The sequence below is a fragment of the Brevibacterium sp. H602 genome (assembly GCF_051172395.1).
Taxonomy (GTDB): domain Bacteria; phylum Actinomycetota; class Actinomycetes; order Actinomycetales; family Brevibacteriaceae; genus Brevibacterium.
Genome location: NZ_JBPIZD010000013.1, coordinates 92,911 through 116,812 on the forward strand (window position 1 = coordinate 92,911; position 23,902 = coordinate 116,812).

Annotated in this window: 19 protein-coding genes and 1 tRNA gene; 7 read left to right on the forward strand and 13 right to left on the reverse strand. The window is 64.8% G+C overall.

Annotated elements, in window-relative coordinates:
- Positions 1–175: 175 nt before the first annotated feature.
- The 4 genes from ACSBQT_RS11555 to ACSBQT_RS11570 all read right to left on the reverse strand — a co-directional run bounded on the left by ACSBQT_RS11555 (position 176) and on the right by ACSBQT_RS11570 (position 5,878).
- Positions 176–958 carry a Bax inhibitor-1/YccA family protein gene (locus ACSBQT_RS11555; RefSeq protein ID WP_410710506.1) on the reverse strand — a complete coding sequence of 261 codons (783 nt, stop codon included), beginning with the start codon at positions 956–958 and terminating at the stop codon, positions 176–178.
- A 217-nt stretch (positions 959–1,175) separates the two neighbouring features.
- The gene (locus ACSBQT_RS11560; protein WP_410710440.1) at positions 1,176–2,759 is read right to left on the reverse strand and encodes an AbgT family transporter; all 1,584 of its coding nucleotides are present in this window, start codon (positions 2,757–2,759) and stop codon (positions 1,176–1,178) included.
- 288 nt (positions 2,760–3,047) lie between these two features.
- Complete coding sequence (locus tag ACSBQT_RS11565; protein WP_101545123.1) at positions 3,048–4,133, reverse strand: inositol-3-phosphate synthase; 1,086 nt, start codon at positions 4,131–4,133, stop codon at positions 3,048–3,050.
- Positions 4,134–4,285: 152 nt separating this feature from the next.
- Complete coding sequence (locus ACSBQT_RS11570) at positions 4,286–5,878, reverse strand: peptide chain release factor 3 (RefSeq protein ID WP_181270306.1); 1,593 nt, start codon at positions 5,876–5,878, stop codon at positions 4,286–4,288.
- Between the two features lie 162 nt (positions 5,879–6,040).
- On the opposite strand from ACSBQT_RS11570, the gene ACSBQT_RS11575 reads away from it, so the two are divergent.
- Positions 6,041–6,409 (forward strand): hypothetical protein, encoded by a 369-nt coding sequence (locus tag ACSBQT_RS11575; protein WP_410710442.1) that lies wholly within the window; start codon positions 6,041–6,043, stop codon positions 6,407–6,409.
- 224 nt (positions 6,410–6,633) lie between these two features.
- On the opposite strand, the gene hrpA is transcribed toward ACSBQT_RS11575, so the two are convergent.
- From hrpA to ACSBQT_RS11590, 3 genes are all read right to left on the reverse strand, one after another.
- The gene (gene hrpA / locus ACSBQT_RS11580; protein WP_410710443.1) at positions 6,634–10,941 is read right to left on the reverse strand and encodes an ATP-dependent RNA helicase HrpA; all 4,308 of its coding nucleotides are present in this window, start codon (positions 10,939–10,941) and stop codon (positions 6,634–6,636) included.
- A gap of 51 nt (positions 10,942–10,992) precedes the next feature.
- Positions 10,993–12,315, reverse strand: a complete 1,323-nt coding sequence (locus tag ACSBQT_RS11585) for an Nramp family divalent metal transporter (RefSeq protein WP_435001790.1) — start codon at positions 12,313–12,315, stop codon at positions 10,993–10,995.
- 183 nt (positions 12,316–12,498) lie between these two features.
- Positions 12,499–13,086: a DinB family protein gene (locus tag ACSBQT_RS11590; protein ID WP_410710445.1), complete on the reverse strand. Its 588-nt coding sequence runs from the start codon at positions 13,084–13,086 to the stop codon at positions 12,499–12,501.
- Between the two features lie 51 nt (positions 13,087–13,137).
- Between ACSBQT_RS11590 and ACSBQT_RS11595 the strand changes: the two genes are divergently transcribed.
- From ACSBQT_RS11595 to ACSBQT_RS11615, 5 genes are all read left to right on the forward strand, one after another.
- Positions 13,138–13,530, forward strand: a complete 393-nt coding sequence (locus ACSBQT_RS11595; protein WP_264801104.1) for a YidH family protein — start codon at positions 13,138–13,140, stop codon at positions 13,528–13,530.
- On the forward strand, positions 13,530–13,877 hold the full coding sequence (locus tag ACSBQT_RS11600) for a DUF202 domain-containing protein (RefSeq protein WP_410710446.1): 348 nt from the start codon (positions 13,530–13,532) through the stop codon (positions 13,875–13,877). The genes ACSBQT_RS11595 and ACSBQT_RS11600 overlap by 1 nt, the downstream gene beginning before the upstream one ends.
- A 71-nt stretch (positions 13,878–13,948) precedes the next feature.
- Complete coding sequence (locus ACSBQT_RS11605; protein ID WP_229663872.1) at positions 13,949–14,266, forward strand: hypothetical protein; 318 nt, start codon at positions 13,949–13,951, stop codon at positions 14,264–14,266.
- 123 nt (positions 14,267–14,389) lie between these two features.
- Positions 14,390–15,316: an AEC family transporter gene (locus tag ACSBQT_RS11610; protein ID WP_410710447.1), complete on the forward strand. Its 927-nt coding sequence runs from the start codon at positions 14,390–14,392 to the stop codon at positions 15,314–15,316.
- A 71-nt stretch (positions 15,317–15,387) separates the two neighbouring features.
- The gene (locus ACSBQT_RS11615; RefSeq protein ID WP_410710448.1) at positions 15,388–16,578 is read left to right on the forward strand and encodes a TIGR01906 family membrane protein; all 1,191 of its coding nucleotides are present in this window, start codon (positions 15,388–15,390) and stop codon (positions 16,576–16,578) included.
- A 307-nt stretch (positions 16,579–16,885) separates the two neighbouring features.
- Here the strand turns inward: ACSBQT_RS11615 and ppk2 are convergent, their stop codons facing one another.
- Positions 16,886–17,788: a polyphosphate kinase 2 gene (ppk2, locus tag ACSBQT_RS11620; protein WP_410710449.1), complete on the reverse strand. Its 903-nt coding sequence runs from the start codon at positions 17,786–17,788 to the stop codon at positions 16,886–16,888.
- A 66-nt stretch (positions 17,789–17,854) separates the two neighbouring features.
- Entirely contained in the window at positions 17,855–19,141 is a 1,287-nt protein-coding gene (locus ACSBQT_RS11625; RefSeq protein ID WP_410710450.1) for an MFS transporter, read from the reverse strand.
- Between the two features lie 90 nt (positions 19,142–19,231).
- Here ACSBQT_RS11625 and ACSBQT_RS11630 point away from each other — a divergent pair.
- Positions 19,232–19,308 (forward strand) — tRNA-Leu (locus ACSBQT_RS11630).
- A gap of 68 nt (positions 19,309–19,376) precedes the next feature.
- Here ACSBQT_RS11630 and bioD read toward each other — a convergent pair.
- From bioD to bioB, 4 genes are read right to left on the reverse strand one after another with little or no spacing between them, the layout of a single operon-like run.
- The gene (gene bioD, locus ACSBQT_RS11635) at positions 19,377–20,186 is read right to left on the reverse strand and encodes an ATP-dependent dethiobiotin synthetase BioD (RefSeq protein WP_410710451.1); all 810 of its coding nucleotides are present in this window, start codon (positions 20,184–20,186) and stop codon (positions 19,377–19,379) included.
- Positions 20,183–21,316, reverse strand: coding sequence for an aminotransferase class I/II-fold pyridoxal phosphate-dependent enzyme (locus ACSBQT_RS11640; protein ID WP_410710452.1), 1,134 nt, complete (start codon positions 21,314–21,316; stop codon positions 20,183–20,185). The genes bioD and ACSBQT_RS11640 overlap by 4 nt, the downstream gene beginning before the upstream one ends.
- Complete coding sequence (locus ACSBQT_RS11645) at positions 21,313–22,638, reverse strand: adenosylmethionine--8-amino-7-oxononanoate transaminase (protein ID WP_410710453.1); 1,326 nt, start codon at positions 22,636–22,638, stop codon at positions 21,313–21,315. The genes ACSBQT_RS11640 and ACSBQT_RS11645 overlap by 4 nt, the downstream gene beginning before the upstream one ends.
- A gap of 13 nt (positions 22,639–22,651) precedes the next feature.
- Positions 22,652–23,872, reverse strand: coding sequence for a biotin synthase BioB (bioB, locus tag ACSBQT_RS11650; RefSeq protein ID WP_410710454.1), 1,221 nt, complete (start codon positions 23,870–23,872; stop codon positions 22,652–22,654).
- Between the last annotated feature and the right edge of the window lie 30 nt (positions 23,873–23,902).

Consider the following 23,902-nt stretch of genomic DNA (forward strand, 5'->3'; position numbering starts at 1 on the left):
ATCGATGAAGACGGTCCGCCGACGCTTCTCGTCGGTACCTCAGACGATAGGCAGAAAAGTGATCACAAGCAATGGGCAGTTCGCAACGCACGACGAAGGGCGGACCCCCACCTTGGGGATCCGCCCTTCGTTCAGCGTTCGGCCGCAGCCCACGTGCGTGGGACGGTCACGTCTCTCAGTCTCTGAAGTAGGAGATGAGGCGCAGGATTTCGATGTAGAGCCACACGAGGGTGACCATGAGCGAGAAGGCGCACATCCAGGAGTACTTCTCCGGGATCTTGTGCTTCACGCCCTCTTCGATCATCTGGAAGTCCATGATCAGGGTCATGGCAGCGAGCACAGTGGCGACGATGCCGATGACGATTCCGAGCGGCATTCCGAAGATCTCGATGCTGCGGGCGCCGCCGGAGCCGGTGAACATGGCGAAGAAGAAGTTGATGATCGAGAAGACCGCGTAGCCGCCCACGGCGATCACCATGAACTTCATCATCTTGGAGCCGTAGCGCACGCCCTTGAACTTGAACAGGGCGAGCATGACGCCGAAGACACTCAAGGTGGCGAGCACGGCCTGAACGACGATGCCCGGGTACATGGACTCGAAGATCGCGGAGATTCCGCCGAGGAAGACACCCTCAAATGCGGCGTAGCCGATGATGAGAGCCTTGCTCGGTTCCTTCTTGAAGGCGTTGACGAGGCCGAGGACGAGCGCGATGAGCATCGCAGGGAGGGCGAGCATCGGCACGAGCCAGCCGACGACGGCACCTGCGAGGAGAATGGCGAAGAGCACACCGGTCTTCATCATCACATCGTCATAGGTCATCGCACGGTCGGCGACCTGGGGGCCTGCGTTGCGGTTCTCCGCGGCAGGCTGGTTGAACAGGTTGTTGAGTTCCTGATCGGACATGACCGGCTGGTTGCGTCCGGCCTGGGCTCCCTGGTTGATCGCCCGGTTCATCATGGGGTTACTCACGGTCGAGATCCTTTCGATCTGAGTAGAAGGTGCGCAGCCGGGAGGCTGCGCGGATGATCGTTCACAGTCACAGTCTAACCGGACGGTCTGGACGGGAACTGAGGATTCCCGCCTGCAGCGTCCGACGTTGCACGATCGTGATGCTGTGGTGGACAACACCTGATCAGGCGGGAGAATTCCCGCATCGGCCCATCCGGTGATCGGCTCAGCCCATCTGATAGTGAGTGGCCGAGCCCGGTCCCCACGGAATTCCGGTGGCCCACCAGACGAAGAACAGCAGTCCCCAGAGGATGAACATGGCGAAGGACAGTGGGATCGTGAACGAGAGCACCGTGCCGATGCCGGCATCCTTCTTGTATCGCTGGATGAAGCCGAGGACGACGACGAAGTACGGGCTCATCGGGGAGATGATGTTCGTCGTCGAGTCACCGATGCGGTATAGAGCCTGTGTGGTCTCCGGGGAGATCGACAGCAGCATGAACATCGGGACGAGCACCGGTGCCATAAGCGTCCACAGCCCCGAACCTGAGGTGAGGAACAGTGCGCCCAGTGCCACGAGCAGCCACCCGCCGACGAGGATGACGAACGGTCCGGTGTTGAGTGCGCCGAAGACCTCGGCACCCTTGATAGCCAAGATCTCGCCGAGGTTGGACATCTTGAACAGCGCAAGGAACTGGCTGGCAGCGAAGAACAGGACGATCACCGGCACGAACGGCAGCAGCCCCTTGCCCATCATCTCCGGGATATCGGCGGTGTGCTTGATCGATCCGGTGGCGTAGCCGTAGACGATGCCGACGATGAAGAAGCCGAAGCCGATGATCGCAGCGATTCCGGCCATCAGACCCGATTCAGGACCGAAGCCTCCGGCTTCATCGCGGAGGAACGATCCGGCAGGCCAGGCGAGGGCGAACAGCACCGCCGCGCAGATGACGATGGCGACGACGGCGATGATGATCCCGCGCTTCTCGTGGGCGTCGAGGGCCATCTTGACGTCGAAGTTGTCCGGATCGTCGTCGGTCTCCTCGTCGAGTTCGATCTGGTCGGCTCGCTTGGACAGGACCAGCTCGGTCACCAGGGTCACCGCGGCGGCGACGACGAACATGGAGATGAAGTTGAAGTAGAAGTTCGCGACCGGGCTGACCGAGTAGTCGGCGTCGATGATCTGTGCGGCCGAGGTCGACAGGCCGCCGAGGATCGTGTCGAGCGAGTTGACCATGGGCGCGGCCGAATAGCCTCCCGAGGTCGCGGCATAGGCGACGAGGCAGCCGAGCAGCGGATTGCGGCCGACGGCTTTGAACGCGAGTCCGCCGAGCGGAATCATGATCATGTAGGACGCGTCCGAGGCGATCGACGAGGCGGTTCCGGCCAGGGCCACGATGAACGTGATCCATTTCGGAGAAGCACCGGCGATGGTTCCGCGCAGCATCGCCGGGATGAGCCCGGACTGCTCGGCCACGGCCACGCCGATGAGCACGATGAGAACGAGTCCCAGCGGCGGGAAGGTGACGAAGTTGTTCGTGGCTCCCGCGACGATCTCACGCAGCGACTCGGTGGAGAAGAGGTTCGTCACCGTCACCTTCTCGTCCGTGGCCGGATTGACGGCGTTGAGTCCGGTGGACGCGAAGATCGCCGAGAGGATCATGACGATGACGGCCAGCGAGAGGAACAGCCAGAACGGGTGGGGCAGTTTGTTGCCGGCCTTCTCGATGATGACGAGGACGCGCATCAGCCAGCTCAGCTCGGAACTGTCTTTCCTCTTCTCTGCGGTTGCAGGTGTGGTGCTCGACATCGGTTCTCCTCGGTCAGGGCGGCGCTTGCGAATGCGTTGAGCAGGTTCTCGCCCCTGTGAGAGCGATCACCTTAAGGAGCAAGTGTCATGGACAATCGGCGTTGTGTCACGGGAATCTCATATTCCGGATGCCGTGAGCATCCTTCCCTCGCCGAGGTGGCCCTGCGGTTCCGTTCTCACCGACCGCAGTGAATAGCCGAGGGCGCCGACCGCAGATTCTGCGATCGGCGCCCTCTCAGCCGGCAGGCGACTCAGCATCTCAGATCAGGGTGGGCCGCCTCGGCGATATCAGCGCTCGAGGTCGCCGCGGATGAACGCTTCGACGGCCTCGTGGGCGGCGTCGTCGTCCTGCTGCTCCGGGGGCGACTTCATGAAGTACGAGGAGGCGGAGATGAGGGCACCGCCGATTCCGCGGTCGAGGCCGATCTTCGCCGCACGCACGGCGTCGATGATGACGCCGGCGGAGTTCGGCGAGTCCCACACCTCGAGCTTGTATTCCAAGGAAACGGGAGCGTCGCCGAAGTTGCGGCCTTCGAGGCGCACGAAGGCCCACTTGCGGTCGTCGAGCCATTCGACGTAGTCGCTGGGTCCGATGTGGACGTCGCGGTCGGACAGCTGGGCGGAGGTGTTCGAAGTCACGGCCTGGGTCTTCGAGATCTTCTTCGATTCGAGGCGCTGACGCTCGAGCATGTTCTTGAAGTCCATGTTGCCGCCGACGTTGAGCTGGTAGGTCCGGTCGAGGACGACGCCGCGGTCTTCGAACAGCTTCGCCATCACACGGTGGGTGATGGTCGCACCGATCTGGGACTTGATGTCGTCGCCGACGATCGGGACACCAGCGGCACGGAACTTCTCGTCCCATTCCTTGGTGCCGGCGATGAACACGGGCAGGGCGTTGACGAAGGCGACCTTCGCGTCGATCGCGGCCTGAGCATAGAACTCGACGGCCTTCTGCGAACCGACGGGCAGATAGCACACGAGCACATCCGCCTCGGCGTCCTTGAGGGCCTTGACGACGTCGACGGCCTCGCGGTCGGATTCGACGATCGTGTCGCGGTAGTACTCGCCGAGTCCGTCGAGGGTGGGTCCGCGCAGGACCTCGATGCCGGTCGGCTCCACGTCGGCGAGCTTGATGGTGTTGTTCTCGCTGGCAGTGATCGCCTCGGCGATGTCGACGCCGACCTTCTTGCCGTCGACGTCGAAGGCGGCAACGAAATCGATGTCACCGACGTGATAGTCCCCGAACTCCACGTGCATGAGGCCGGGAACCTTCGTCCCGGGCGACGCGTTCCGGTAGTACTCCACGCCTTGGATCAGGGACGAGGCGCAGTTGCCCAGTCCGGCAATCGCGACTCGAATCGATTTCGTTCCCACAATTCTCCTTTGTCTGTTTGGGTTTCACCGAGCGGCGGGAATGTCCCACGCGGGCGGTTGGCCCTGTAGGGCTTCGCTTCGGCCCCAGCTATCCATAATAATCTCCGCGTCAAAATGCCGGACACCGGCCTTCGAACGCGGCAGTGCTCGTCTCAGCTGACGACCAGAGGTTCGAGAACCAGGTCGGGGTGGTTCTTCTGCACGCCTTGCAGCCGCCACCGGTCGGAGAACAGCGCCAGCAGCTCTCCGTCGGAACGGTGGAGGACCTCGACCGAGCGTTCCCGTGCCAGGGTCGGCACGCATTCGGGAGTGGTGCGTCGGGCGAGGGAGAAGTTGAGACGCTCCAGGGTGCAGGGAGCGTTGAATTCGTTGGTCATCCGGTCTTCGGCGACTTCGAACTGCATGGGCCCGACGGCGCCGAGCACGGGTGCCTGATCACCGCGCAGGTCCGAGCGCAGCACCTGGATGACGCCTTCGTGGTCGAGCTGTTCGATGCCGCGTCGGAACTGTTTGTACTTCGAGGAGTCCTTGGCACGGATGACCATGAAGTGTTCGGGTGAGAACGTAGGGATGCCGGGGAACTCGACCTTCTTGTCGAGGTAGAGGGAGTCACCGACGCGCAGGGCTGAGGCGTTGACCAATCCGACGACATCTCCCGGGAACGCTTCGTCGACGACATCGCGGTCGCGACCGAAGACCTGCTGAGCGTATTTCGTGGCGAAGGGTTTGCCGGTGCTGGCGTGGGTGAGCACGGTTCCGCGTTCGAAGACCCCCGAGCAGACTCGGATGTAGGCGAGTCGGTCGCGGTGGTGGGAGTCCATGCCGGCCTGCACCTTGAAGACGAATCCGGAGAAGGGATCGTCGACGGGGCGGGGCTGGTCGTCCTTGTCCAGGCGGGCCTCGGCGGGCGGGGCGAGGTCGACGAGGAGGTCGAGGAGTTTGTGGATGCCGAAGTTGAGCACGGCCGAGGCGAACATCACCGGGGTCGACTTGCCGGCGAGGAACGTCTCCTGGTCGTGGTTCTGATCTTCCATCTCCAGCAGATCGGACTCATCGACAGCGGTCGTCCAGGCATCGCCTTCGAGGTCGGCGGCCGCCTCGGACGTGTAGGTGTCCTCACCGGCGATCGTGGCGCCTCCGTCGGTGCGGGTGTATTTCGTGTACTCGCCGCTGGTGCGGTCGAGGACTCCGCGGAAATCTCCGGACTGGCCGACGGGCCAAGTGATCGGGGTGGGCAGGAGGCCGGTGCGCTGCTGGACCTCGTCCATGAGTTCGAGGGCGTCGAGGCCGGGACGGTCCCACTTGTTGACGACCGTGATGATCGGGATGTTGCGATGGGCACAGACCTCGAAGAGCTTCATCGTCTGCGCCTCGAGGCCTTTGGCGGCATCGATGAGCATGACGGCGCAGTCGACGGCGGAGAGCACACGGTAGGTGTCCTCGGAGAAGTCGGCGTGGCCAGGGGTGTCGACGAGGTTGAACACGGCGTCGCGGTACTCGAACTGCAGGGCGGCGGAGGAGATCGAGATTCCGCGGTCCTGCTCCATCTGCATCCAGTCGGAGACGGTGGCGCGGCGACCAGCTTTGCCGTGGGTGGCTCCGGCCTGGCCGATGGCGCGAGCGTGGAGGGCGAGCGCCTCGGTGGTCGTCGATTTGCCCGCGTCGGGGTGGGAGATGACAGCGAACGTGCGGCGGCGGGACGCCTCGTGTCGGATGTCCTTAACGGAATACTGGCCAGAAGTCACCGCAATATCCTATCGTTCTTCGCGCCCATCCGGCGTGTCCGCTCAGTCACAGTGTGGGGCCAGCTTGTGGCGGGCGTCCGGTACCCGGAACCGTATGTGCGGGGTGACCTGTGGGCGTTGCATCCAGCGTCCTGTCGGAATCGGCCCATATGCTGGGGTGCGATGTCTGAGGAATTCGTCGAATACGCCGGCCGTTCGGAGCCGAAGGAACGCTGGCTCAAAGCCTTGCCGCTCATCATCGCGGGGGTCCTGGGAGTCCCGCTGCTGTGCGCGGCGATCTGGTTCTCCTGGCAGATCGCGCAGACGACGAAGTACCTCTTCGATCTCGGCACCTCCGGCACCGAGGCGGCCGGGATGGTGCTGCTCAGCCTGTCGGGGGCCTTCTGCCTCATCTTCTATCTCGCGTTCCTCTTCATCGGCACTCGCCGTCGCACGTGGAAGTGGCGCATCTGGTGGAGTGTCGCCACCCTTCTTGCCGCCGGAGCTCTGCCGCTGTGGTGGCTCTTCAGCGGCTTCTTCGCCGACGTCTGACCTTCGCCGTCGGGCCGGCCTCGGCTGAGCCCCGCCCATCCAGACTTCCAGCTTTCGCGAGCCCCGGACTCGCAGCCCCCACCCGTCGCGGTAGAACCACCCCTTCGCGACTAATCCTCCCGCAAGCGGCTTCTCCTACAGGTGCTCGCGCGTCCGTCACTCTTCGTGACACAACGCCCCTCTGCAACGCGGTGTTGTGCCGCTGCCGGTGAGGGATGCTCGGGTCAGAGCTGGGCGAGGGCCTTCGCGATGCGCTTCTCCGACACCGGATGTGCCGTGCCCAGCGAATTCGCGAACAGTGACACTCGCAGCTCTTCGAGCATCACAACGACCTCGACCCATTCGGCAGGCAGCGACACGATCAGCTGCGACCACTCGGCCTTCGCCAGCGCCGGGAATCGGTTGCCGATCTTCTTGACCACGTCGCTGCTGCAGCCGGTGACTCGATCCATGAGCTGCTTGTCACGGATCGGCGAGTCCTGCATTCCGCCGATGCGCACCATTTCGGCCTGTACCCAGCGGGGCAGCTCACGCAGCATCTGCGGAGTCATCGCCGCAATGGCGGCGGCACTCGTTCGGGAGGCTCGCCACGCCTGCACGTCGGCGAGGTTCGACAGGATCGCCAACGAGGAGGCCCTCGACACGAGTTTGTCGAGCTCGGTCGCCGCCTGCAGCGCCTTCATCAGCGACGGCAGCAGCGATGAACAGGTCAGCGGCAGCCCGGTGTCGACGTCCTTGCGCAGCTGCGCGAACTCATCGGCGGTAGCCACCCACGACGTCTCGGCAGGCCCCAACCTGTCGACGACGAGACCGCGGACCCCGACACGAATCAGCCCGCCCAGCAGCTCGTCGGCGGTCTTCTGATGACCGGCGAGGATGAGCTTCTCCTGAGTGGTCAGCCCGTCCTGCAGGTACTTCAGTGCATCAGACGTGTGCTGGCCCAGCAGAGTGATGATCGCTTCTCGCGTGGCCAGGCGCGCTTGCACTGCGGTGTCGAAGGCGACGAGGTCGACCGATGTCGCACGGTCCGCAAGGCCCGGAACGACGCCGGCCGCAGCCTGATCAGGATCGGCCAGCTCACCGAACGACCAGTCCGTCAGACCCGTCTTCGGGGTGAACGCGCTCTGCTTCTGGCGGGCCTTGCGCACCTGCGGTGTGGCCTTCGTCCTCAAAGCAGCCAGGTCCTCGCCGAGACCGACGGTCTTCTTCCCATCGACGACCCGGAAGGTCAGCCGCAGATGGGCGGGTATCCGCGATCGGTCGAAATCGTCGGCGGTGACCGTGATCGGCACGAGATCGTTCAGCCCTCCCCCGCCGGCGCGTTCGCTCAAGTACGCAGCGAGCACGTCCGGCAGGCTTCCCTGGTACGGGGTGAGCGCCGGCAGAATCTCGCGGGCGACGTCGGGAGCGGGAACGAAGTATCGGCGTTTGCTCTTCGGCAATGACCGGATATAGGCGGCGACGAGTTCTTCGCGCAGGCCGGGGACCTGCCAGCTGAATTCGTCCGCGTCGACCGCGGGCACCGCCTCGGCGGGGATCTCCACGGTCACCCCGTCCTCAGTGCTGCCGGGGTCGAAGGAGTAGCGCAGCTTCGCCCGCGTGCCATCGGCCAGTTCCCATTCCATCGGGAAATCCGAGGCCACCGAGGCGGTCAGCTCCTCACTGTCGTCGCTGAGCAGCACCGAGGTTGTGAGGTCGAGCAGGTGCGCGTCCCGCCGTTTCTGCTTCTTCCACCAGCCCCGGAAATCCGCCGCCGAGGTGATCCCCTCCGGAATCCGTTCGTCGAAGAATTCGTAGAGGGCATCGTCTTGGTCGAGCACGCGACGGTTCCGTGTCCGCGACGCCAGCTCCTCGGCCTCGTCGATGACGGCCGCGTTGTGGTCGAGGAAGCCGAAGCGTTCGTGCCAGTCGCCCTCGATAAGACCCTTGCGGATGAACGCGTCCCGGGCGGCCTCGGCGTCGATGGTGCCGTAGCCGACGCGACGGTCGCTGACAAGAGTGACCCCGTAGAGGGAGATCTTCTCGTAGACCATCGACGCGCCGGCCTTCGTCGACCAGTGCGGATCCGAATGTTGGCGGGTGACCAGGTCACCGGCGGCTTCGACGACCCAGTCCGGATCGATCGCGGCGACGGTGCGTGCCCACAGGCGGGAGGTCTCGACGAGTTCGGCAGCCATCACGAAGTCCGGATTGACCTTGAAGAGTCCGGATCCGGGGAAGATCGCGAACCGGGTGCCGCGAGCTCCCTGATAGTCCTTGTGCCGCTCCGACCGTGACCCGATCATCGTCAGCAGACCGGTGAGCAGGGACCGGTGGATGGCGGCGGCATGCGGGTCGAGTTTGGCAGCTGCCACCTGCTTCCCGGTGTCCCCGGCCGGACCGGTCGCGCCCTGCTTCTTCGCACTGCGTTTGGCGGCGCTGAGTTCGGCGAATCCGATCTTGCCGTTCGCACCTCGTCCGCCCTGAGCACTTCCTTCGCCCCGACCGCCACGGGTGCCCTGACCGCCAGGAGCATTCTGACCCTCACGACCACGACCGCTGCGACCGCCTCGACCGCGGTCGGAACCGTCACCGGGCCCCCCTGCATTCACCTTGCCGCCCTCGCCATCGAGAGCGGATCCGGCCATGTCGGCATCGCCGCCCGGCTGCCAGACGGATTTCTCGATGCGAATGCCGGCCGAACCGAGCAGAGAGCGCAGCTGACCGACGAGGTCCTGCCATTCGCGGATGCGCACGAAGTTGAGGAACTCGTCCTTGCAGCGGCGACGGAACTTCGAGGATCCCATGTCCGCCTGCAGATTCTGCAGGTAGTTCCACAGATTGAGGTAGGACAGGAAGTCACTGCCCCGGTGGGTGAATCGGGCGTGCTTCTCATCGGCGGCGGCTCGGACCTCCGCCGGACGTTCCCTGGGGTCCTGGATGGACAGCGCGGCGACGATGACGGTGACCTCTCCCCCGCAGCCGGCCTCTGCCCCGGCGATGACCATCCGAGCCAGGCGGGGGTCGATCGGCAGCACGGTGAGCTTCCGACCGATCTCGGTGACGTGGATCTTCCCTGCCGAGTCGCTGGTCAGCGCCCCGAGTTCGGTGAGCATCGTCCGTCCGTCACGGACGGCTCTGGCCTCTGGCGGGGTGAGGAACGGGAAGTCGAGGATCTCCTGATCGCTTGCGGCGAATCCCAGTGAGGCCATCTGCAGGATGACGCTGGCGAGGTTCGTGCGCAGGATCTCCGGGTCGGTGAATTCGGGACGTGACTCGAAGTCGCCTTCCGAGTACAGGCGGATGCAGATGCCGTCACTGGTGCGCCCCGAGCGGCCCTTGCGCTGGTTCGCACTTGCTTGGGAGATCCGCTCGATCGGCAGTCGCTGCACTCGGGTGCGGTTGGAGTAGCGGGAGATGCGGGCGGTGCCGACGTCGATGACGTATTTGATTCCGGGCACCGTCAGCGAGGTTTCGGCGACGTTCGTGGCCAGGACGATGCGGGGTCGTGAATGGGGTTGGAAGACCTTCTGCTGCTCCCCCGCCGAGAGTCGGGCGAACAGCGGCACGACCTCCCAATTGCTCATCCGCGGACGTCTGCGCAGGTGGTCGGTCAGGGCATCTGCGGTGTCGCGGATCTCCCGTTCACCGGAGAGGAAGACGAGGATGTCACCGGGTGCCTCGGCCGCGAGTTCGTCGACGGCGGCGATGATTCCGTCGGTCTGCTCCTCGACTCCGGTTTCGTAGTTCCCGGATTCGCCGGGACCGTCGACGTCGTCATCGGCAGGATCGTCCCCGAGAGGCCGGTACCGGACCTCGACGGGGAAGGTGCGGCCTTCGACGGAGATGATCGGAGCGTCATCGAAGTGAGCGGAGAACGATTCGGGGTCGATCGTCGCCGAGGTGATGATGACCTTGAGGTCGGGACGTCGGTCGAGCACTTCTTTGAGGTAGCCGAGGAGGAAGTCGATGTTGAGGCTGCGTTCGTGTGCCTCGTCGATGATGATGACTTCATAATCTCGCAGCAGCTTGTCGCGCGAGAGCTCGGACAGCAGAATGCCGTCGGTCATCACCTTCACCCGGGTGGAATCGGCGACCTGCGCGGTGAACCGCACCTGGTAGCCGATGGTGCTGCCGAGCTCTTCGTCGAGTTCGTCGGCGATGCGCTCGGCCACGGTCCGGGCGGCGATGCGCCGGGGCTGGGTGTGGCCGATGAGTCCGTCGACCCCGAGGCCGAGGTCGAGGCAGATCTTCGGCAGCTGGGTGGTCTTTCCCGATCCCGTCTCACCGGCGATGATGACGACCTGGTTGTCCCGGATCGCCTCGGCGATCTCGTCCTTTGCCGCGGTGACCGGCAGATCCTCGGGGTAGGTGACGGCGACCGGATGGGCAGCGCGGGCGTCCTTGAGCCGGGCTCGGCGCTGCTGATGGTGTGCTGCCGTGGTTCTGCGTCGCTGCTGCGAACGCCCACGTCCGTTCTTCCCGCGCCGAGGCGGCCGTCCTGGATTCGTGTTCGCTGGAGTGGTTGACGGGGTCGGGTTCTCTTCTGCCATTGCGTCTCCCAGCTTAGCGGCAATGCCCGGGCCCGGCCCCGTCGAGGCGGGTTACTCCCCGCCGCCCCAGAGAGGGGCGAGCGCCGAGTAGAGCTGCTGGACGCCGAGGATGATGAACAGCAGTGCTGTGATCGCCAGAGCGATGTTCGTGTGCAGCTTGTTCGCCCATTCCTTCGGGATCTTCTTGCCGTTGAGGAGGCCGAGCAGGGTGACGGCGAGGAACGGCATGAACAGCGAGCCGAGGACGCCGTAGGCGAGGATGAGGCCGATCGGTTTGCCGAGGATGAACAGCAGCATCGGCGGGAACGTCAGCCACAGCACATAGAACTTGAAGTACTTGCCGCCGGTCAGGGTGTCGGGGTGTCCGCCCGGCTTCTTGCGCATATGCCCCCAGAAGTCGGCGAACATCAGGGACACTCCGTTCCATACTCCGATGATGGAGGAGAAGGAAGCGGCCCAGAATCCGACGAGGAAGCCGATGCCCACGACCTCGCCGTAGCGGGCTTTCAGGACGTCTGCGAGGTCGAGCAGTCCCTTGTCCTCGGCAGAGATCGAGACGCCCGCGGCCCGGACCACCTCGGCGCCGACGATGAGCATGGCGATGACGAAGATGCCGGTCATCACGTACGCCATCGAGTTGTCGATGCGCATCACCCGCATCCACTTCGGAGTGTGCCAGCCCTTCTCACGCAGCCAGTAGCCGTAGGCGGCCAGCGTGATGGTGCCGCCGACGCCTCCGGCGAGCGCGAGCGTGTAGATCACTCCGCCTTCGGGGATGATCGGGATCAGTCCGGTGAGCATATCGGGAATGTTCGGGGCGGCGATGATCGCCAGCCCCACGACGGTGATGAACATGATCCCGACGAGGACGGCGGTGATCTTCTCAAACACGGCGTAGCGGCCGAACCACACCATGGCGAAGCCGGCCAGGCCCATGAGCACCGACCACACTGTGAGGTTGAGGCCGGGGAAGAGCGCGGCCAGCGGCAGCGCCGCAGAGCTCATCGCCGTGGCTCCGTAGACGAAGCCCCAGATGATGATGTACGGCCCGAAGTACCACGTGGTCCAGCGGCCGAGCGATCGCCACCCCTCGAAGATCGTCTTTCCGGTCGCGAGGCTGAACCTGCCGGCTCCTTCGACGAGGACGATCTTGAGGATGACGCCGACGATCACCGCCCACAGCAGTCCGTAGCCGAACTGGCTGCCGGCCACCAGGGTCGCCACCATATCCGCGGCGCCGACGCCGGTGGCCGCGACGACGAGGCCGGGACCGATGACCTTCCATTTGGCCGGGCCGGAGGCCTCTTCGATTCCGGAAACGGTCTCTGCGTCGCCCGCGTCGCCGGGGCCGGAACCGTTCGACTGCTCACTCATGGAGATATTCGCTTTCATCGTCGGCCGCGCACCGACTCACCGTGTGGTCGGGGATCCTCCATCGGATTCTCCCGCATATCGGCGGCGCAGCGGTCTCAGCATGTCCACAGTCATAATAGGTGACACCGGCGCTGTCGTGTCATCGGTCACCACCCTTCGCGACGGCCGACCCCGGCCCGCCGCTCAGAAGCGGTCGGCAATTGTTCGCAGACGTTTGAGATACGCGTCGTGGTCGAAGTCCTCCGGCAGGTTCGGGGCCCCTTCCGAGAGTCCGGCGAACCCGTCGATGCCTTCCCGGACGATGTCGACTTGGCCCAGGTGCTGGGTCAGGTCGACGAGGACGTGGACCATGATCTGTCCCAAGGTGGTCTCGTCGCGGCCCGTGGGCCAATGCGGCACCCGTCCCGGCGAATGAAGGCTGAGCGAGTCGATGGTCTCGTCGGCGAAGTCGGCGACGCGGGTGTAGAAGTCGAGCAGATACGCGGTCGTCTCGGACTCGGTCGCACACCAGTCTGCCTGCGGATCGAGGTCGATGTCCGCATCGGTGACGACCTCTTCCCGGTTCGGCCATGCGCGGCCGAAAGTGTCGCCGAAGTAGACGATCTCGACCTGCGCCATATGTTTGAGCGCACCGAGGAGGTTGAATCCGGTCGGGGTGCGCGGCCACCTCAGCGATCTTTCGTCGAGTCCGGACAGTTTCCATCGCAGGTTCGTCCGACCGCGGCGCAGGGACTGCTGCAGGAAGGACTTCATCGTCTCGTCGTCGCTCATGAGCACAGGCTTCCACACCATCTCTGCGCCGTCTACGGCTATCCTCGAAGGGTGAGTGAGAACAATTCATCGCAGGACTCCCGCAGTCGCATCGCCCGACGGGTCTTCCCCGACGGAGTCGACCCCGATCCTCGCTTCACCCTGGCCAACGAGCGGACCTTCCTGTCCTGGATCCGCACCGCGCTGGCGTTCATCGGCGGCGGAATCGCCGTCGAGGCCTTCACCTCGGAGATCTTCGGCTCCGGTCTGCGGGCGACCCTGTCGATCGTGCTCATGGTCATCGGCTTCATCCTCGCCGCCGGTGCCGCCGTCCGCTGGCATCGCATCGAATCGGCGATGCGTCGCAAGACCTCGCTGCCGCTGCCGCTCATCATCCCCATCGTCAGCCTCGCCTCGGCGCTGGGTGCCGGTCTCCTCGTCCTGGTGTTCGCCGGCCTGCTGTGATGCCGACCCGCTCACCGCGACCGCAGCCGCATGACGATCCGGCTCTGCAGCCGGAACGCACCGTCCAATCCTGGCTGCGCACGAGTCTGACGATGACGGTCGTCAGCCTCATCTTCATGCGCTTCATCAACGTCTTCCAAGGCTGGTCGGTGGCGCTCTTCGTCGTGTGCATGGGCATGGCCATCGTCGCCATCGCCATGCAGGTCAGGCGCTACCGGCTCGGTTCGGTCTCGATTCGGGCCGAACGCGGCCGGCCGTCGCCGTGGGCGGTCATCTTCCTCACCACCTCGGTGTGCCTCATTTCGGTGCTGAGCGTCGCCTCGGTGATCAAGATCAGCCTGTTCTGAGACCGCACCTCTCGTTCCTCGTTATGAGACCGCCGTCCGGTCCGCTGACCTGCACGCCTAAACTGGTCCGTATGAAGGATGCACGCGAAGTCTCCACCGCCCCGCTCGTCGCCGTCGGCCTCATCGGCGGCTTCCTCACCGCCCGCGAGACCGGGATCCGCCCCCTCGGCGGAGTCGTCCTCGCCGCAGCGGGCGCCTACGCCGCCCGCTCCTGGTATGTGAAGAAGGGCTGGCCGGCCGCCACCGGACTGAGCTTGGCCTACCTCGGCGGGTTCGGCGCCTCCCATCCCCTGGCGAAGAAGATCGGCGCATGGCCGGCCGTGTTCGCCGTCAGTGCGGTCAGCGCCGCAGCCTCCTATGTCGTCTCCGATATCGCCGAGGCGGACTGACCCTGACCCGACGGCTCCGACCCTAGCCGTCCCACACCGATACCCGCCCTTCGGGACTGACACCAGCCGCACCAGACCGACCGCAGCACTCCCAGACGTAGGAAGCGAGGACCCGAGCAGCCCATGCTGGCCGTATTCGAAGGTTTCGCCGTCATCGCCGGTGTCATTCTGGTCGGGTTCGTCCTCGGCCGCTCCGGAGTTCTCGGTCCCCACGGCCAGCAGGTCATCGCGAAGCTCGTCTTCTACGCCGGCACCCCGACCCTGCTCTATGTCACCGTCGCCGACACCGACCTCGGGCTGATCTTCAACACCGCCCTCTTCGCCACCGGCGGGTCCGCACTCATCGTCGGTGCCGCCCTGTTCGTCCTCACCAAGTGGATCAGAAAGCGCAGCACGGGTGAGGCGATGTTCTCCGCGTGGGCGACCAGCTACGTCAACATCGGCAACCTCGGCATCCCGATCGCCGCCTATGTCCTCCGCGACATCGGCTATGTCGCCCCGGTTCTGCTCTTCCAGCTGCTCGTCCTCGCTCCCATCGGCATGGCCGTGCTCGACGGAGCGGGCAAGAAGCAGCATGATTCGCACTGGTACTCCGCAGTCCTCCAAGTGCTCAAGAACCCCATCGTCCTCGGAGCCGCAGCCGGTGTGGCCGCCTCGGCGACGGGCTTCGAGCTGCCGCGATTCGTCTTCGAACCGATCGACATGATCGGCGCGACCGCGGTCCCGGGTGCCCTGTTGGCGTTCGGCATCTCGCTCAAGGACGGGTGGGGAATCCCCGTCAAGGGCAGCCGCGCACAGCTGAGCTACATCACCGGCGCCAAACTCATCGCTCAGCCGGTCATCGCCTGGGCCATCGGCGGCCCTCTGCTCGGCTACGACGGGATCGACCTCTTCGCCATCGTCGTCACCTCCGCCCTGCCGACCGCACAGAACGTCTACATCTACTCGATGCAGTACCGACAATCCGAGGCGCTCATGCGCGATGCCGTCTTCATCACCACGGTCCTGTCCGTTCCGGCTCTCGTCATCATCGCCGCCCTCCTCGGCTAGCGACCCGGCGAAATCCGCCGCCGTGGCGTGTCCTCCCGGGCTTGGACCCCGTGGTCACTGACAATGGGGATGTGTCCAGAGACGAGAAGAACGAGACCGAAGACCTCCTGAGCAGGCGGATGAGTTCAGGGTCTGCCAGTGCTGCCGATAAGCAGTCGCAGGCCCCTCTGGAGGCGGCCAATGATCCCTCGACCGACACCGAGGCGTTTGATCCGATCACGGATCCCATCGCCGAGGATGCCCCCAAGCATTCCGCGGACGCGAAGCCCTCGACGGGCCCGGTGAGGGTGACTCCCGCCCATTCGACGAATCCTGCCTCTCAGCCCGCGACCGCGAGCACGCGCACCGCCGAACACACCGCCGCGCAGAAGTCCGCCGGCACGGGTTCGGCCACCGCTGCATCGACGACCGGCGCATCATCCTCGACCGTTACCGGTGCCACACGCGAGGTGCCGCAGAATGCGCGCACCGCGGTGATGAGCGAAGCCGATTGGGCTGCGGTGTCGAAGGCGGCGACGTCGACCGATGCCCGTGACCCCGAGGTGCCCGAACGACGTCGGTCCGTGCTCGATGTCATCGGCACGATCTGGATCATGCTCGCCACCCCCTTCGTCCTGTTGGCTCTGGCGGTGCGCTTCGTCGCCTCGGGGATCTTCCTCAAATTCGAGTACTTCCGGCCCGGCTTCCCGGCCGATCAGTTCGGCTTCAGTGCCGCCGACCGTGAGCACTACGGGACCTATGTCATCGACTACTTGCACAACTTCGATTCCCGGCGCTACCTCGCCGATATCGTCATGCCCAACGGGGAGCCGATCTTCATCTCCGACGAGCTCAGCCATATGGCTGACGTCAAGGGTCTGATCTCGCTGCTCTACCTCGTGGCTCTTGTCGGCATCATCGGATCCGTGCTGTTCGGCATCTACATGTGCCGCAAGAACGGATCGGGCATCCATGCAGGCGTGCGCCTGGGGTCGATCTTCAGCATCATCTTCATGGCCGCTGTCGCCGTCGTCGCCGTCCTCGGCTGGGACAGCTTCTTCCGCGGCTTCCACAAGGTGTTCTTCGCCGATGGGACCTGGGAGTTCTACGCCGATGATTCGCTCATCCGCCTCTTCCCCCCTCAGTTCTGGGTCGATGCGGGCATCGCCGGCGGCGGACTCTTCGTGCTTCTGGCGATCATCCTCTTCCTGCTCAGCTTCACCGGTCACAAGAAGCGCCGGGCGCTGCGCAAGGCACGGAAGGACGCCGAAGCAGAGAGCTGATTCGGTTTCGCCGCAGTCCGGAGCATCGGCGTCCGGCGGCACAGCAGCACGTCACTGCACAGCGGGTTCGAGTCCCGCTCCACGGTTCCGGCCGGGTGGTCTTTCCCCTTCCACCCGGCCGAATTCCTGTCCGGAATCATTCGACGAGACCACCGATCCCCCGATCACCGTGTCTCGGCTGGGGCGTCTCCTGTGGGTGAATTCACCTCGATCACGGAGCGGATTCCGCGGTGGAACCACTCACAGGAGACAGGCACGCTGCCCGGATCACCGATCCCCCGCCTCGGTGACGGTGGACGACTGCTGACTAGTCGTCGACGGCGTCGCGGCCGCGGCGGACCAGAAGCGGGTCGGCTTCGTAGACGACCGACGGGTCTTTGTCCTCGTAGTCGAACTGGTTGAGGAAGTAGCGCATCGCATTGAGGCGGGCGCGTTTCTTGTCATTGCTCTTGATCGTGATCCACGGAGCGTGGTCGGTGTCCGTGCGGCGGAAAGTCTCTTCCTTCGCCTCCGTGTAGTCGTCCCAGCGATCGAGGGATTCGAGATCCATCGGTGAGAGCTTCCACCGCCGCACCGGGTCGATCTGACGGATCGCAAACCGGGTCCGCTGTTCTCTCTGGGTCACGGAGAACCAGAACTTCGTGACGTGGACTCCGGAGTCGATGAGCATCTTCTCGAACACGGGAGCCTGTTCCATGAAAGTCTCGTATTCGTCGTCGGTGCAGAATCCCATGACTTTCTCGACATTTCCCCGGTTGTACCAGGAGCGGTCGAACATGACGATCTCCCCGCTCGTGGGCAGGTGGGAGATGTAGCGCTGGAAGTACCACTGTCCGGCTTCGCGGTCGGAGGGTTTGTTGAGTGCGACGACGCGGGCGGCACGCGGGTTGAGGTGTTCGGTGAAGCGTTTGATCGTTCCGCCCTTGCCGGCGGCGTCACGACCTTCGAAGACGATGACGTGTTTGGCGCCGGTGTCCTGACCCCAGTACTGGAATTTCAGCAGTTCGACCTGCAGTTTGTACTTCTCGAGTTCGTACTCTTCGCGGTCCATCTGTTCGTCGTACGGGTACCCTTCCCGCCAGGTTTCGACGGCCCGGCCCATGGGGTCGATGAGGTGCGGATCCGTGGTCTGACTGTCCTCGACGGTGTACCCTTCGAGGCGGAGTTTGTCGATGTACTCCCGCAGATTCTCTTGGAACAGATTGTTCACGAGATCCTTCCCTTTCGCTGTCGACACCGGGTGTGCCTCGTGCACGATAATGTGCCGAGATGAATATCAGGTTATGCGATCGACGTCGCGTCGCGGGATGATTCCGACGCTCAATAGTGGGGCCAGCGCGATGAGTCCGAAGGACAGCGGATAGCCGAATGCCGTCACCAGGGCACCGAATCCGGGGCCGAGCAGGGCCGACATGACGAACTGTCCTGTGTTCTGGGTTCCCAGCGCCTTGCCCGACCACCGTGGTCCGGCGGCTTCGGCCACCGAGGCGAAGGCCAGTCCGTTGTCGGCCACGGAGACGGCCGAGGCGAGGATGAAGACGACTGCGGCGACGGCGGGCAGCTCCGTCAGCGACAGGATGGCGATGGCCACGACGACGATCACCGCCGCGACGGCGACGATGCGCATGAGGCCGACGCGGGATCCCGTGCGATCGGAGAGAGCGCCGACGACCATGCGACCGACTGCGCCGACGATCTGCGCGATCGCGACGATCGCTCCGGCGGCGCCCGCGCCGATCCCCTGGACGACGATGAGCCAGACGAGTCCGTAGGTGGAGAACGCGAACTGCGGGACGACGAGGAGCGCGGAGACCGCATGGATGCGCCACAGGAAGGAATCGCTGCGGTAGGGATTGATCGCCGAGGCGGCGCTGGGCTTCCCCTCCCCCGCCGAGGTGGTGCCCGGTTCGTTCTGCCCGTGGCGTTCCGTCTCCGGTTCGGTGTCGCGGTCGGGGTCGGCCACCTCGGCGCGGGTGGGCGTCGGGTCCGGGGGGTTGCGGATGAGGGCGAAGCAGACGAGGGCGAGTACACCAGTTACGGCGGCGACGAACCACAGGTAGGCGGGGAATCCGCCGGCCGCGGCGATCCCCGGGATGGTCACGGCGGCCACGCCTGTGCCCAGGGGCTGGGACATCTGGCGGATGCCCATGGCCAGTCCTCGGCGGTGGCGGGGGAACCAGCCCATGACGACGCGGCCGGATGCAGAGTTCACCGAGGCGGCCGCGGCACCGGAAGCGGCGATGACGATGACCATCCAGATCGGTGAGTCGACGACGAGCACAGCGGCGGCCGAGAACGCAGCGGTCAGCCCGCTCCCCAAAGTCATCGCCAGACGTTCGCCGAAACGGTCGGCGAATGCGCCCCAGGCGATGAGGGTGAGGATGAGTCCGAAGCTCGGTGCGGCAGCGACGGTGCCGGCCTGGGTGAGTGTGAACCCGAGGTCGGAGTGCATGTATGGGATGAGGAAGGCGGGTCCGGCGATCGCGATGGTCGCCGCCATCTGCGTGAGGACGCCGACGACGAGGATCACCCAGGCCTGTCTGGTGGGTCCGTTCGTCGTCATCGCTCCAGGTTAGCCGTGTGACCGGATCGTCCGCGGGATGTCTCAGATCGCGGTGGCCGGGCTTTGCCGATAAAGTGTGTTCTGAGCATTCCCCCTATAGCCCAATCGGCAGAGGCAGTCGACTTAAAATCGATTCAGTGTGGGTTCGAGTCCCACTGGGGGGACCAGAGATATTTGAGCTGACCTGAGACGTTTCGCAGCGAGGACCAGGCTGATTCCTTCACCGCCTCTGCGATCAGGACAGGCGCAGCCACCCAGGTGCCCGGGCAGAGAACTCGTTCCGATCGAGCCTGTCTCCGACTCCGGCGGGAATCGCTCCGAGGACAGGTGCCATCGCCGACAGTGCAGCCCAATTGTCACGGTCAACCGGAGACGCCTTTTCGGGCCACGAACCGATGATGATGCCGGTGGTCGAAACCCGCCGGCTCTCAAGGGCTTCAGCGGTGAGAGCAGTGTGGTTGAGGGTCCCTAGGCGGGAGCGGACGACGATAGCGGCACCGACCGAGTTCTCTCCTTCCGACAGTCCGGCTGCGATGTCTGCGACGGTATGCTCTCCGAAATCGACGAGGACTCCCCCGGACCCTTCGATGAGGACGTGGTCGGCATCGGTTCGTGCGAGTGCCCTACAGATGAAGTCCACGTGCTCGGCTGCGCTCGGCAGATTCGAGACTCTGTCGGCCCCTGAGGAGTCCGGACCGGATGGTACGGCGCCAACTGACTCATCATCGACCGACTTGAACTCGTCCCATTCGGCTTTGGCGGCCGGAACCGGAGCCATCGGCAGGCGGAGGGTAGTGTTCGTGAACGCTTGGATGCCGGTCAGCCGAGCCACTGCCTCCGCGTCGGATTCTGTGACGACGTCGCTGTAATCGGACTCGAGCTGCTCACGTTCAGGGTCGTCGGCCCTGATATGCCCCGTCTGGATCGGCTTGCACATGATCACTCGACGCCCAGCCGCATTCAGTGCCGCGGCCAACGCCGCGGTGGCGATGGTCTTGCCGACGCCGGTGTCCGTTCCCGTGACGAGCAGAAAGCGCGGGATCATGCCACCGACTCCGCAGCGCAGATTTCGGTGATCGCTCGAATGCGCTCACAGGCATTGGCCAGATCCCCAGGGCTGAGTCCGGCACGAGCTGTCAGCCGCAGACGCGTGATGCCGTCGGGCACCGAAGGTGGGCGGAAACAGCCGACGAGGATGCCCTCCTCGCACAGCAGTTCGCGCGCCCGGACGCCTGATTCCGGGCTCGGCATGGGAACGGACAGCACGGCACCGGCCGGGACCGGCACATCAAGCACGGCTGCCAGTTGTGCGCGGGCCGCCTTCATCGACGCCACCCGCTCAGCGGTAACGAGGTCGAGAGCCGCACCCGCTGCGGCCGCCATGGCAGGGGAAAGACCGGTGTCGAAGATGAAGGTACGAGCCGTGTTGACCACAGCATCTCGGACGAGACCGGCTCCCAGCACAGCCCCTCCCTGGGCGCCGAGCGCTTTCGACAGCGTGGCTGTGACCACGAGGCGGTCGCGGCAACCGCTCACCGCGGCGGCCGCCCCCATTCCGACGGCTGTCTCGGCGCCGGTCACGCCGATCCCGTGCGCTTCGTCGACGAGCAGCAGAGCGTCGTAACGAACGCAGAGGTCAAGAAGACGAGGCAGGTCCGCGGTGTCACCGAATACGGAGTACACAGATTCGACGACGACAAGCGCCTCTGACTGCTGACGACCAGCCAAAGCGGCTTCAACGGCGTCCAGGTCGTTGTGGGCGACGATGCTCGTCGAAGCTTTTGCCAGACGGCAGGCATCGATGAGTGACGCATGGTTGTGGGCGTCGGAGATGATGAGAGTATCTGGACCGGCCAGAGCAGTGACGGCGGCGATGTTAGCCAGGTAGCCGCTGGAGAAGGTCACACACGCAGGGTGCCGCAGCCGTTCGGCCAGCGCAGCTTCCAATCGGTGGTGGACGTGTGTGGTCCCGGTGACGAGTCGCGATGCGCTGGCCGAGGTGCTGCTGCGTTCGATCTCCTCGATCGCTGCGGCACGCACCAGCGGATGCGCCGAGAGCCCGAGGTAGTCGTTCGAGGCGAGGTCGAGTCCGTCGAGCACGAGGTCACTGCGATCAAGACCGGCAGTACTTCGGCGCTCGGCGGCGGCGGAAAGGCGGGAGAAGAGCGCGTTCACGATGCAACCTCGAACTCACACCCGTCCCCGTGTGCCGCGGCTGCCGCGACAATCGCCGTCGTGATGGTGTCCACCACCGCCGGAGTCGAGATATAGGGCGGCATCGTATAGATGTGCTGCCGAAACGGCCGCAGCCATACCCTGTGTTCGGTGGCTATGCGCGTGGTCAGCGCCACGTCGACCGGGCGGTCGAGTTCGACGACGCCGATGCCACCGGTCACCCGCGCTTCGATGACATGATCCAGCCGCCTGGCAGGAGCGAGGCCCGTTTCGAGGGCCTGAGAGATCCGTCCAATGGCCGGCTCCCAGCCGCTCGTCTCGTCATCGATGAGGAGGCCGACCGACGCATTTGCCGCAGCACACGCCAGGGGATTCGCCATGAACGTGGGCCCGTGCATGAGCGCCCGATGGGACGAAGTGGTGATGACGTCGGCAACTGGTCCACTGCACAGCAGCGCCGCCAATGTGAGATAGCCGCCGGTCAGAGCCTTGCCCAGGCACATGACGTCCGGGGTGATCCCCGCGGCCCGACAGGCGAAGTCAGAGCCCGTGCGTCCGAAGCCGGTGGCGATCTCGTCGGCGATGAGTATGGCATCGATCTCGGTGGCCAACCGCCGCAATGACTGCAGGGCGGCGGGGTGATACGGCCGCATACCTCCGGCACCTTGGAAGAGGGGTTCGACGATGATGCCGGCGATCTCTGCCCCGTGCGCATCGACGAGGTTTTCAGCCTTGACCAACCATTCGTGCACCTCGGCAGCGGATGCCTCCGGCAACGGCGGACGAGGCAGGAACAGCTGGGTTGCGAGCAGCCCGGCGAAATCGTTGTGCATTCCCCCAACTGGGTCGCACACGCTCATCGCCCCGGTGGTGTCACCGTGGTAGGCACCTTCGAGGGCAAGGAAGCGCCTGCGGTCGCGGCCGCGGGCCAGCTGGTATTGGATGGCGAGCTTGAGCGCGACTTCGACCGAGACCGAACCCGAGTCTGCGAGGAAGACATGGTCGAGTCCGTCCGGTGTGACTGCGACGAGCCGCTCGGCTAGTTCGACGGCCGGTTCATGGGTGAGACCGCCGAACATGACGTGCGAGAACGATCCGATCTGGGTGGTCAGTGCCGCATCCATGACCGGATGCTGGTATCCGTGGACGACCGACCACCACGAGCTCATCCCGTCGAGCAGGCGATGCGTCGATCCCGAAGCATCGCGCAACTCCACATAGGGCCCATCTGCGCCGGTGACCGAGAAGTGCGCGCCGGCGTCGAGCGGACCGTAGGGGTGCCACAGCAGGCCGGAATCGCGCTCGAGCGTGCTCGTCGGCATCCGCAGTCCCGCCTCAGACATTGGGTGTGAGCTCTGTGCCCGCGCCGCGGCGCCGGATCGTCGGAATCATCACTCCGGAGTCGTCGGCTTCTTGACCAGCCGTCGGCAGAGGTTTGCCGCACGGCAGGGTGCTCGCGGTCTTTGCTGCCTCAGCGGACGTTCCGTCGCTCTTCATGTCACCGGGCGCCACCTCGGCGAAGGCGGCCTGATGGGCTGCCCGGTGAGCCTTGAGCTCATCACGCAGTCGTTCGGCACTCTCTGCTCCGACGATCTCGAAGCCTCCGTCGACGATCATGTCGAGGTCTTCCTCGGCGGCCTGCCCCTCCGAGGTCAGATAGTCGCCGAGGAAGAGCGAATTGGCCACATGCAGCGACAGCGGCTGCAGCGTACGCAGGTGCATCTCCCGACCTCCGGCGATGCGCAGCTCGCGGTCCGGGCACAGGAATCGCACGGCGCAGAGAATCCGCAGGCAATGCTGCGGGGTCAGCGTCCAGGTTCCTTCAAGCGGTGTGCCGTCGAAGGGAATGAGAAAGTTGACCGGGATCGAATCGGAGTCAACGGCCTTGAGCGATTCGATCGCCTCGATGATCTGCTCGTCCGTCTCCCCCATTCCGACGATCAGCCCTGAGCACGGGGAGAGCCCTGCACCACGCGCCTTGTCCACGGTGTCGACACGGTCGGCGAACGTATGAGTCCTGCAGATATCGGGGTAGAGAGATTCGGCAGTGTTGAGGTTGTGGTTGTACGCGTCGACACCGGCGTCCTTGAGTCGCTGTGCCTGACCGTCCTTGAGGAACCCGAGGCAGGCGCAGACCTCGACGTCGGGACTGGATGTCTTGATCTCCTCGACCATCCCCGAGACGCGCTCGACGTCCCGGTTCGAAGGACCGCGTCCGGACGCGACGAGGCAGACCCGCGAGGCTCCCCCTGCCAGACCGAATTCCGCCTGCCGCTTCGCCTCATCCTTCGGCAGCCATGAGTACTTGAGAATGTCTGCTTCTGAGCCCAATCGCTGCGAGCAGTATCCGCAGTCCTCCGGGCAGAGTCCCGATTTGAGGTTGACGAGGTAGTTGACCTTGACGCGATTGCCGAAATGTTCGCGGCGCAGCCGGGAGGCAGCGGCGACAAGGTCGAGGAGGTCCTCGTCGGACGACGACAGGATCGTGCGGGCATCGGAGGCGGTGGCCGGATCGCCGGCGAGCACGCGCTCGGCGAGTGTTTGATAGCTATCCATGTTGTCATTATTGAACACTGTTCAATAGAG